This is a genomic window from Sphingobacterium nematocida (assembly GCF_900168125.1).
GTDB lineage: Bacteria > Bacteroidota > Bacteroidia > Sphingobacteriales > Sphingobacteriaceae > Sphingobacterium > Sphingobacterium nematocida.
This window is the reverse complement of the sequence record NZ_FUZF01000003.1, coordinates 453,465-464,578: the sequence shown is the minus strand read 5'-3', so window position 1 is coordinate 464,578 and position 11,114 is coordinate 453,465. Positions and strand designations below refer to the sequence as shown.

Annotated in this window: 11 protein-coding genes and 1 tRNA gene; 5 read left to right on the top strand and 7 right to left on the bottom strand. The window is 40.0% G+C overall.

The window, feature by feature from the left end; all coding sequences use genetic code 11:
- Positions 1-673: thioredoxin family protein (locus B5X76_RS06415; protein ID WP_139375328.1), on the top strand; the 673-nt coding region annotated here is incomplete at its 5' end.
- 58 nt (positions 674-731) lie between these two features.
- On the opposite strand, the gene B5X76_RS06410 is transcribed toward B5X76_RS06415, so the two are convergent.
- Positions 732-1,412 carry a hypothetical protein gene (locus B5X76_RS06410; RefSeq protein ID WP_079642264.1) on the bottom strand — a complete coding sequence of 227 codons (681 nt, stop codon included), beginning with the start codon at positions 1,410-1,412 and terminating at the stop codon, positions 732-734.
- Positions 1,413-1,551: 139 nt separating this feature from the next.
- On the opposite strand from B5X76_RS06410, the gene B5X76_RS06405 reads away from it, so the two are divergent.
- Both B5X76_RS06405 and B5X76_RS06400 read left to right on the top strand, forming a co-directional pair.
- Positions 1,552-2,550: a 3-keto-disaccharide hydrolase gene (locus B5X76_RS06405; protein ID WP_079642263.1), complete on the top strand. Its 999-nt coding sequence runs from the start codon at positions 1,552-1,554 to the stop codon at positions 2,548-2,550.
- A 158-nt stretch (positions 2,551-2,708) separates the two neighbouring features.
- A complete protein-coding gene (locus tag B5X76_RS06400; RefSeq protein ID WP_176141000.1) occupies positions 2,709-4,016 on the top strand; it encodes a M20/M25/M40 family metallo-hydrolase in 1,308 nt (435 codons plus the stop codon).
- Positions 4,017-4,024: 8 nt separating this feature from the next.
- Here B5X76_RS06400 and B5X76_RS06395 read toward each other — a convergent pair whose 3' ends face one another.
- A complete protein-coding gene (locus B5X76_RS06395) occupies positions 4,025-4,330 on the bottom strand; it encodes a Smr/MutS family protein (RefSeq protein WP_079642261.1) in 306 nt (101 codons plus the stop codon).
- 11 nt (positions 4,331-4,341) lie between these two features.
- Positions 4,342-4,737: a group III truncated hemoglobin gene (locus tag B5X76_RS06390; protein ID WP_079642260.1), complete on the bottom strand. Its 396-nt coding sequence runs from the start codon at positions 4,735-4,737 to the stop codon at positions 4,342-4,344.
- A gap of 204 nt (positions 4,738-4,941) precedes the next feature.
- Between B5X76_RS06390 and B5X76_RS06385 the strand changes: the two genes are divergently transcribed.
- Positions 4,942-5,015: transfer RNA gene (locus B5X76_RS06385), tRNA-Pro, on the top strand.
- 247 nt (positions 5,016-5,262) lie between these two features.
- Complete coding sequence (locus B5X76_RS06380; protein ID WP_079642294.1) at positions 5,263-5,475, top strand: hypothetical protein; 213 nt, start codon at positions 5,263-5,265, stop codon at positions 5,473-5,475.
- A gap of 92 nt (positions 5,476-5,567) precedes the next feature.
- Here B5X76_RS06380 and B5X76_RS06375 read toward each other — a convergent pair whose 3' ends face one another.
- The 4 genes from B5X76_RS06375 to B5X76_RS06360 form a co-directional block, all read right to left on the bottom strand.
- Entirely contained in the window at positions 5,568-5,978 is a 411-nt protein-coding gene (locus B5X76_RS06375; protein ID WP_079642259.1) for a BrxA/BrxB family bacilliredoxin, read from the bottom strand.
- A 163-nt stretch (positions 5,979-6,141) separates the two neighbouring features.
- Positions 6,142-6,363, bottom strand: a complete 222-nt coding sequence (locus B5X76_RS06370; protein WP_079642258.1) for a hypothetical protein — start codon at positions 6,361-6,363, stop codon at positions 6,142-6,144.
- 104 nt (positions 6,364-6,467) lie between these two features.
- Positions 6,468-7,601, bottom strand: a complete 1,134-nt coding sequence (locus B5X76_RS06365) for a clostripain-related cysteine peptidase (RefSeq protein ID WP_079642257.1) — start codon at positions 7,599-7,601, stop codon at positions 6,468-6,470.
- 281 nt (positions 7,602-7,882) lie between these two features.
- Entirely contained in the window at positions 7,883-11,047 is a 3,165-nt protein-coding gene (locus tag B5X76_RS06360) for a collagen-like triple helix repeat-containing protein (RefSeq protein WP_079642256.1), read from the bottom strand.
- Positions 11,048-11,114 lie beyond the last annotated feature (67 nt).

The window sequence follows — 11,114 nt, the reverse complement described above, 5'->3', positions numbered from 1 at the left end:
GTTTCTTTCCATTCCACGTACGATGTTCGCTATATTGGTATTCTCCTTTGTGGTGTACATGGTGCCCGGTCTATGGGGAGCGCCTCTGAAAGCGATATCGGCATTCTTACCTCCTATAGGTACACAGGATTTTGATCTGAACAATATGGCCTCGGGTGGAGGTGGCGGGCATACGGCAGATCCCGCTGCGGCAAGCCGTAAACATTATACCTACTTCCATAGCAAGTCAACGATCAAAGGGTTGGATCCTTACTACGATTACGACGAAGCGTTAGCTGCTGCCAAAGAACAGAAGAAACCGTTGTTGGTAGATTTTACAGGCTGGAACTGTGTCAACTGCCGTAAGATGGAAGCTGAGGTATGGAGCAGTCCTAAGGTCAGAGCCATGCTTAACAACGAATTTATCCTCGTTGAGCTTTATGTGGATGATAAGGTCCTTACACTGCCTGAAAGCGAACATTACGTATCTAAGCAGACAGGTAAGAAGATCAATACGGTGAGCAAGCGTAATGCAGACTTCCAGATATCTAAATTCCAGAGCAATTCCCAGCCTTTGTACGCGCTGTTGGATAACGAAGGTGAGTTGTTGGTTCCTACCGGTGGAGCCGTGTACGACATCGAGAAGTATGCAGCGTTTCTACAATCAGGAATCGATGCGTTCAAAGCAAAATAGTACTTTACTAATTGTTTAATATATGGTCCCTTTTTCATGAAAATGTAAAGGGACTTTTTTATATCTCTTTACTCCATATTTCATATATTGGATCACCTTTTGAACTATTGCCAGAGTGGTGCCACTGCCCTTGCTTGAGTTCCCCTTTAAAGTCTAGCTGAACCCCCACTCTTGTGTTGTCTCGTGAAAAGAAAAGGATGTGTTCTGTGTATGCTGTATTGGAAAAACTATAGTGACCACCTCCAGTACCATAGAATCCCTTTACAGCAGGATTGATCGCAATCCATTGAAAGAAGCCATCTATCATTATCTTAATAGTCTTACGTGATGATTTTGGAATCTGACTCATTTGAGCATCTGATTGTCTACCCGTTATGCGCCACAGACCATCCAAATCTTGGGGTTTGGAGGTTTTTCGTTTGTAGATAATACCGTCTAATACGAGCTGATGTGTTTGCATTTTGGTTGGTATCTTCAGTTCAGAGCCTACGAGCTGAGGTGCGATATCATTGTATTCAGTCTGTACAGTAATGATTTGACCATCAAAGGTAAATGGTCCACCTTCCGTCCCAATGTATTTCCGGTCTTTGTAGGTAATATGGCTGCTATAGTTATCTACGAACAACCATAAATGAGTGGTGTCTCCTTGCTTCGCAGCAAAGGCACCAACTAATTGTTTTGTCTGGGCCTGACTCGTAAAGCAAACCGCGGCAAGGATGATGAATAATATGTTTTGCATACAAAAAGTGCTTGGTACACTTAAAGTTACGTAATCTTGGTTAAATAGGTGCAATGTGGGGTAAAGGGGTGTTGGAATTAAAATCAAATTTCCCTAAGTTTGTTAATTATAATCCTTAAACCTTTAATACTAATTTACTATGATCAAAAAATATGTTGTTTACTCTTTGATTTCGGGTTTTGCAATTGTGGGACTTAACGCTTGTGGAGACGCAACACAAAAGGCAGAGAAAGAAGAGATTCATAATGCCGCTACACAAACCATCCCTAAAGAAGCCGAAGGTTTGATTGGTCGATGGGATATCACCGTAGAGAAAGAGGGTAAACAAGTTCCATCTTGGTTGGAAGTAAAACTTTCAGGTTTTAATGTGTTGGTTGGTTCTTTCGTTGCTGATGCAGGTAGCAGTAGACCAGTATCCCACATTAAGTTAGATAAAGGTAAGTTTTCGTTTGAGATTCCACCGCAATGGGAAGGAGGAGAAGGTGTATTTACGATTCAAGGAGAGCTTGTTGGAGAAGAGATAAAGGGAACAATAACTAGTAATAAGGGCAATGTCTTTAATTTTAGTGGCGTAAAAGCTCCTTATTTGGTCCGTACAGGAGAGGTAAAATGGGGTGAGCCAATAGAGTTATTCAATGGTAAAGATTTAACCGGTTGGACTACTTCGAGTGAAGACAATCAATGGATTGTTAAAGATGGTGTGCTTGTTAATCAAAAGGCAGGTGCAAATTTGATATCGGATCAAAAGTTTGAAGATTTCAAATTGACGACCGAATTTCGGTATGCAGAAGGCGGGAACTCGGGTATTTATCTACGCGGTCGCTATGAAGTACAGATAGAGGATTCTCCAAAAGATAGACATCCTGGGGCTTTGTATTTTGGCGGTGTTTATGGTTTCTTAGCTCCGAGTGAGATGGCTACAAATGGAGCGAATGAATGGAATACTTATGAAATTACGCTCCGAGGAAGAATGGTGACGATTGTCTCGAACGGAAAAACAATTATTAATAACCAAGAAATACCAGGAATAACAGGAGGGGCATTGGATAGCAAGGAAGGGGAGCCAGGGCCGATCTATTTACAAGGAGATCATACCGGCGTTGAGTTTAGAAAGATTAGTATCACGCCAGTGAAATAGAAGTAATTTTTACATTAATGGTCTGTTAAGAATATTCGTATTGCTGACAGACCATTTTTTTTTTGACTTTATTTATGTTACAGATATTCTCTAGATTTTGTGTTGTTATAGTGCTGGCATTGATTGCAAACCGGACAATTGCCAATACAGATTCTCTTATGATCTCAAGAATTTACCACCAATCATTCTATCATGGAGAAGCTTATGAAAACCTGCGTTACCTGACAAAAGATATCGGTCATCGTATTACAGGGTCGCAGCAAGCGGCTGCGGCGGTGCAATGGTCTAAGAAATTAATACAACAATTGCCTTTTGATAAGGTATATCTGCAGGATGTAAAGGTGCCTTATTGGAGCCGTGGTGCTAAAGAACAAGCTATAATAGTCGGATCTGGACAGAAACTGAATGTACTGGCACTAGGGGGGTCGGTTGCTACACCTGCAGGAGGGATAGAAGCTGAAGTAATTGAAGTAGAATTGCTATCGGATCTTCGAAAGTATGGAGATGATGTGCGTGGGAAGATTGTTTTTGTTAACAAACCTTGGGATGAATCTCTTGTAGAAACTGGTGTGGCTTATGGGTTAAATAGCGCGCAGCGTAGCAGAGGACCCGCAGAGGCTGCTAAGTTAGGAGCAGTAGCCTATTTATTTCGGTCCCTGGGGTCAGGTATTGACGATTATCCACACACAGGCGCTACACGATATACCCAAGGTATTGATAGTATTCCTGCAATGGCAATTTCTGCCATCGGAGCAAATACACTAAGTACTGCGCTTAAACATAATGCAAAACTGCGTGTATTTCTGCAACAGAGTTGTGCGTGGCAAGGGGAGGTATCTTCACATAATGTTATCGGTGAATGGACAGGGACAGAATCTCCAGAACAGATCATTACTATTGGAGGACATTTGGATTCTTGGGATGTAGGAGAAGGAGCACATGATAATGGAACGGGTACGATGGGTACATTGGATGCTATAAGGACACTTATGAAAATTGGTTACAAGCCAAAACATACAATTCGTCTGGTGTTCTATATGAATGAAGAAAACGGAGTTCATGGCGCCTCACAATATGGATTAAAGTCAAAAGAAAGGAACGAAAATTTGATCGCTGCAATAGAGAGCGATGCTGGGGGATTTGCACCAAGGGGATTTGATATAAAGGCGACGCAGGAAGCGGTACAGTGGATCCAAAGCTATTGGAAACCTTTATTTGAAAAATCTTATTGGGTATCTAGATTTCTGGAAGGAAATCCTGGTGTAGATTCTGGTGTCTGGGGTAAATACTATACTAAAGCTCTGATGTTTAATTTTAGACCAGACCCGCATCGTTATTTTGATTTGCATCATACGGACAAGGATGTCTTTGAAGCCGTAGATAAACGGGAACTCCAATCAGGAGTAGCTGCTTTAGCTTCTTTATTATACTTATTGGATAGTCAATATCGTAATATTCCTAACTAAGAAGTTTGTTATACTCCGATATGTACAACCACAATATCGGGGTTACGATAGGAGGGGTGGTATGATGCGATACTACCACTTCGTTTATAATACGCGAGTTCTTCGTAAACGACTTCCCGAAGGACTCCTTTACCTTTCCCATGGATAAATTCAATTTGGGTATATTCCCAATAAATTGCAGCGTCTAGAGATTCTCTTAATTTGTCTAGGGATGCTGCCACAAGGCCCTCTGCATCGTATTCTTCGATGTCGTCAATAAAAGAGTCTGTGTGTAAGTCTACTGTCTTAGGAGGTCTAGGTAATGTACGCGACATCTGGTGTTTACTTAGAATATAATTGATTTGTCAGGGTTATTTTGTATGTAATCCAATTTACTTTGGAACATCACTGCCATTTTTTTTGCTCTCCATTTAGCCTCATCGGCTTTTTCGCCAATGAAGAGGTCATCGACGGTTTGACTGAAAAGCGTCAGCCAATGATCGAAATGTTGTTGACCTATGGGTAGATGGGCATGTGGAGGAAACGGTCTGCCATCATAAGTATATTCATTTAGTAAGAGGGTCTGCCAGAACCTATACATTTTGGATAGATGTTCAGGCCATTTATCCTGTATGTTCTGATTAAAGATAATGCCCAGCATTTCGTCCTGGCGAATACGATCATAGAACGTATCTACGAGTAGTTTTATGTCTTCAAGTCTAATTATATCTTTCTTTTCCATCTTCCACACTATATGTTAACAGATTATAAAGTTCTTGATTTTTTCTGATATTGTCGTCAGCACGATGTCTGTATTTATAATATCAATGATGCTCCGAAAATTATTTATCAAAAAATCAGTCTATTGCCTATTATTTTGTGGTGATTGCTTTGAATAGTCAAAACAGGTTCCTATATTTGCATCACTTTAAAGGTGATACCTTTTCGGGGTGTAGCGTAGCCCGGTATCGCGCCACATTTGGGATGTGGAGGTCGTAGGTTCGAATCCTGCCACCCCGACACAAAAGCTCTAACGAAAGTTGGAGCTTTTTTTTGTTTGTGGCGGATGAGAACCGTTGGTTCGATCCATAGGAGCTTTAGGATTGTGCTTGGGTGTAGTGGGGGGGGGCAGGATGAGATATCCTATTTTCAAAGTTGTATTTCTTTTCTGTGCAGCATCCTGTTTTTGAAGATGATTTCGGATTTGTGTAACATCGCTTGATGTTGGTCTGATATTTGTAAAATGGAATTAAATAATGTTTTTTATATGAAGAGAGAGATAATTTTGATTCTGATAGCGCTGTTTACTTTAAGCTTAAGTTCCTGCTATGTTAATAAGCACCCTCATGGTCATGTTCCACCGGGGCAGGCGAAGAAGATTCATGGTGAAAAATCGGCAAAACGATACGCACCTGGTCAACAGAAGAAACATCATAAAAAAGGTAAGGGACATTACAAGCATAGTGTCTATCTGGACTAGCTTTCGGTTGTTTTTAGATTGGGCATAAAAAAGGCTTCACACATTTGCGTGAAGCCTTTTCTAATATTTAAAAATCAAAATATGTTCTGTTGTTAGCAGTATTCGTCAAAAGCTGCAACAAGGTTGTCTGCTATCATTTGTGCTGGTCTGCCTTCAATCATGTGTCTTTCGATCATGTGTACTAGTTTTCCGTCTTTAAAAAGAGCCATAGCAGGCGAGGATGGGGGGTAGGGAAGCATGTATTGGCGAGCTTTGTCAACAGCTTCTTTTTCCATACCAGCAAATACTGTAACTAATTTAGTCGGGTGTTTAGCGTTTTGTACAGCTGCTTTTGCTGCTGGACGTGCATTTGCTGCAGCGCATCCGCAAACAGAGTTTACTACTACAAATACGGTACCTTCAGAAGGTATTGCAGCGTCAACTTCTTCTACTGTCTTTAGTTCTTGAAAGCCCGAGTCCGTTAATTCTTGACGCATTGGGGCTACTAAATATTCTGGATACATCTGTTTTTGAATTTAAATGTTTAAAATAAAAATTAGCATAAGCAATCGATCTTTAAAGAGAAGTCTCTAAAATTTGAAAACCTACTTGTAGCCACAAAGATAATCTATTATAGTGATCCAGCCAAGGAGTGATCCTCAGTATAATGTCAGATTATAACGAGGACTATTCATATGTTTTTAACTCGAATTGAATGGTTGGATTCTCTTTATTCTTTAATGTAAAAACATTTTTTGCAATAGTTTTTGTCTCTTGATCCTGCAGAATGTATTTAAGATTTCTGTTTATCTCTATTTTTTTTTGTTTTAACGCTTCAAGCATTTCTTTTAATAGAACTGGGCAGAAGTTGCTTTTGTGTTCCAGGTTGTGTAATGCTCCCCTTCTCATAAGTTCTGTATTAAGTTTCTTAATAATTGTTTGATATAAACAAAATTAAGATATGATAGGGGGGAATCCTATACCCAATTATGAGTATTTTTTAGCTATTTAGTTCAAAAAAGACTGTCAAACCCACTGTCTTTGTACCATTTTAAGGTTTTGTAAAAAGTGTGAGCAGGGCCTGCGTTCTCTGAACTAGGGATGTAGCAGGTTAGGCCTGAGTTAGTTTTAATTTCGAAACCATTGAAAAATTGAGTGTTCGCCTTATACAGAGTAGCTTTTTCTAAGCTTGTTTTCGTTTTCTGATAATTAGGATTGTTGTTGTAGTTTTGATTGAGGAAGTCAAGAAAGTCAAATGCTATTAGTGGATTGCCGAAGCGATCGAAGTCCATGCGTTGAATATTGTTGCGGTTGAAGTCTGTATACAAAGGAGGCTGTGATTGAAGGGTAATTTTTGTTTGGGTTGCTAGTTCTTGCAGTTGATCCGCTTTAATTACAGAAATAGTTGCCGATTGGTTAAGTCCTGATAAGCTATTGTAGTGGTCGAAATATTTTTTGGCTATGGCTTTGTATCCTTCTGAGCCAGGTAAGAACAGGTCATTCGTTATCTTATCATAAGGCATGCCATTGGATACAACTTCGCCAGGTGATGCTATAAAATATTTTGCCTTATCTTTTATTTCATACAGTACTTCAGTGCTTGCCATCGAGCAGGCGTCAAACATGATAAAGTCGAAATTGTTAGGGAGGGCATTGTTTAAGTCGGTAATGTCCATGACGTGTCCATCGTCATCCCCAAAAGATCTGAGTTTAATACCTCCTTGGCTGGCAGGGATCCATCCGGTGGCATGCGACCAAAGTATCAGTCCATAGCTTTCTGCAGGATAGAGGCTTTGTACTTCATTTATGACAGACTTCATTATTGTTGGGTCGGAAGAGCTGTGCGGAAAATAGTCTTTTATTTTTTTAAAGTCACCTTGGCCGCTGTTAGTTTTGCTTACTTCATATAGTGCTGGTTTTTCGTTGGGTAGTCGGGTGTATACGATTAGATTACCGTCGATATCGCCTATAGCGTCTTCCATTTGGCGCATGTTTTTGTAGGCTTCTTCTTCTAAACTATTGTTAGCAGCGAGGTACACGAGCACAGTTCTGAACTTTTGCTTAGCTTCCGGTTCTAGTTTTGATTTTCCACAAGCAGCAAATAGAAGAGTTAAAAAAAATAGGGGATATAGGAGTGTCTTTTGCATCGTTATGATGATTTGGAGTGTAATATAAAACTAATTTCTTTATTACATGATTTTTTTGTTTTTGAGTTTGGTGTAAAATCGTGTTGAAAAGTATAGACCTATGCTGCTGGTTAGTAGTAGTATAAGTGTTTCTGTGAGTTCTCTGTTCATATTTTAACGGTTAATTCAATTTTTGGTCAGATTGGGTTCTGTTCTTATCTAAAAAAGGGCGGCTATTGCCGCCCTCTAAAAAGATATGAACTGTTTAAATATTTGTTCTGCTTTTTTAGAACTCTCTTATGTTAGTTCTTCTCGATAACGATTTTTACTACTTGAGTCATCTCACTAGCGTTGTAAGTTCCATTATTGTATCTATTTGGAAGCTTAATCGTAGCTTCTACAACAATGTTCTTAGTAATTGTATTCGCTCCAGAGTTTGTCCATACTACGTGAGCAGAATTAGGAGTGCCGAAGTTTGCAACTGTAAGTGATGTGCTGGACGGTAAATCGTTTGTAGTAACGGTGCCGGCTGAATTGCGCGCAAAAATAGTCGTTCCAGGTGTGTCTTCGTAGTAAGCTTTTAATGATACAGTGTTTGAGTTCAATCCTCTAACCGTGTTGAAGAATTCAGCAGCATTAAAGTTGCCAACCAGACCAAATCTGTTCAAGCGCTCATTGTTAAACGTTGCATTTGTACCGTTATAGACTCCTGTGTTAGGTGATGGTAGATAGTTCTCTAAACTGAAGAATTGTCTCAAGCTCACACGGATTGGATCGTTACCATTATTTCCAGATGATTTATCGGTAATCGATGTCGTTCCGTTTTGTAAAACGACTATTGGTTTAACTGGGTTCTTGAACTGTACTTTTACTATTTCGGAGTGGTATGCAGCGGTATTCCCATTCAAGAAGTATTCAATCTTAACATCCAGTGTTTTATTGTTCGCTCCTGTATTCCATCCTCCTACAAAGTAGTATGCGTTTTCGTTGTCTACACTACTTGTAACTAGATTATTTCCATTATTTTTAAGGTGGAATAATTGACCTACTGATGGATCTTGTTGTCCTGAAGCTAGGTTTCCTGAGAGGGTTGATGATGCCGTTTGGCTTACTCCGAATCCAGCAACATTATTATTTAATATTGTGTAGCGGTGTGTAACATTTGGCCCTGATATACCGTTGTTTATTTGAAGGAACTCAGACATATCACCACCCATGTACCAGTCGTTTGCTCCTAACTCTTTGCCAAATACACGTAGATTACCATTTTCTATGAAACCAGCTTTTTTAACATGCATTATTGTACCATTAATGCCAACAGTTACTGTAATAGATACATTAACAACTGGTAGGGTTGAATTTCCTGCTTTTGGTTCATAGCGACCTGTTAATACGTATGTTCCCGGGTTAACCTTAGTTTGGTCAACTGTAACTTTTCTGTCGACATTTTGATTTGAATTATCCATGTCTTGGAACGTAAACCAGCTCGCTGAGACAGCACCTAAATTAGCGGATCCTGTTGGATTAGCGATCGTTCTTGCAGCACTGATATAGTTCCAGTCATATGAACTATGGAATACTGAAGATGATCCACCTGTTAAATTATACGCTTGATCTAAAATAGTGTTAGGTTGTCCGAAGTATAGCGTAGCCTGTTGAGCCGATGCTGATGTTAATGTGATACCAGCTGTGCTAGGAATATTAATTGAATTGACGCTATTTTGTTTAAATGCAATTTTAACGTAACGTGTGGCGATAACCGTAGGAGAACTAGCGCTCGCAAATAAGTCCACCTTAACAATTGCGTAATTTCCTGATGGTGAGTTTCCTATGGCAGCGTGGTTGTAAGATCCTGGAGTTGACTCTTTTACTGTTATAACACCGGTCTGGTTGTTTAAGTTGAGCCAATTTTCTTGTTGAGGGTGGGTGGTGTTATTTGCGAATGAGAAACGCAAATCGTATCCTCCTAATCCATGATCATCCATAGATACGATTTTGTCACCAACTTGTGTACGAGCAAAGAAACCTCTCAATTGTTCTTCCAAATTTACAGCGCCTTTGTAGTTTGTGTTATTTTCTGGGATGGCTTTTCCTGGAATAACTTTTTCGGCATTTTCGAAAATATTTAACTCAAAGTGAGCAGTGTTTCCTTCTGCACTTGATGCTGTAAAGTTTGTGTTTACAGAGTTGTTTGCAACTTGAGTAAATGAATTTCCGTTAAATGAACTAGTTTGATATCCAGTTAAGTACTCGTATTTAGAAGTTGGAGTTGCTTTTGCTGCTTTTTCAATTGTAACCTCGTCTTGTTCAACAATTTCTTCCTTAGCGATATTGAATGGCGAAGCAACGAATTTCTGACCAGTAGCGGCTTTAGCATTGTTTACCTGTAAGGCGATGAATAGGTCTGTAGCGCCTGCTGCTGTTGGGAAGGTAGAATTTGCATTTGAAGGACGGTATTTTACAGTGATATCACCGAATGTTTTTACCGCTGCGCCTACTGCAGTGAAATTAGGACTAACTGTTCCTCCGGATGAACGGAATTCAACTTTTTCCGAACTTTGTGTTAATAAACCGGTTGCTTCGTAGTTTTCAATCTTTACACCGAATGGATTTAAGTTATATTTGATCTCCGCATAACCTTGTAATAGGGTCTGTTTGCTTGAGATGTCATCGACGATACGAGGGAAGAAAACGACTGGGCTATTATTATTTGTAAATGTAGGTACAATTGCAAGGCTGTTAACTGCTACAGCTTCTGTCGCTAAGAAGATAGAGTCTGATGCTACACCTTTTGCGTCAGTGAATACGACATTATAGCCACCATCTACAGCTACCATGGCGATATCTCCAGAATAAGCCTGTACTGTAGTTTGCGTACCATCTAGTGCCCAATATTGTTTGCCGTCATTTCCTGTTACAATAGAAACTACTGTTCCATTCTGACCAGCAGGGCCTTGAGCGCCTGTTTGGCCGTTTTGACCTGTTTGTCCAGTTGCCCCAGTATCTCCCTTGTCTCCTTTATCTCCCTTAGGACCTTGTGCTTTAACGCCTGTGTCTACTGCTGCTGCACCACCATTGGCGATCCAGAAATTACCGTTCTGACCAATAGTTACGATTGGCGAACTTCCTGCTGCGCCCGCTGCACCTGTAGCTCCAGCGGCTCCAGTAGCTCCAGTGTCCCCTTTAGCTCCTGCTGCACCATTTCTGATTTGGTAGGGTACAGTAGTACCGTCGGATTTTTTAAAAACGATATCAAAACCGCCTGCTACTGAGGTGACCGATTGAACCACCATGTTGCTCGCGAACGATGCTAATGATGTTTTTAAGGTAGCAATATCAGAGGTGTTCTGATTGATGCTCTGTTCTAGACGCGATATATCGTCGTCATACTTTTTACAGCCTTCGAGTACTACTGCACTACTTATGGCAATAGCTAAGGCGACTTTGGATAGATTTCTAATTTTCATGTTTTACTTTTGAAATTTGAATTCGGTTAACGCTCGAAATTGATTCTATATGATGTTTGCTAATTAT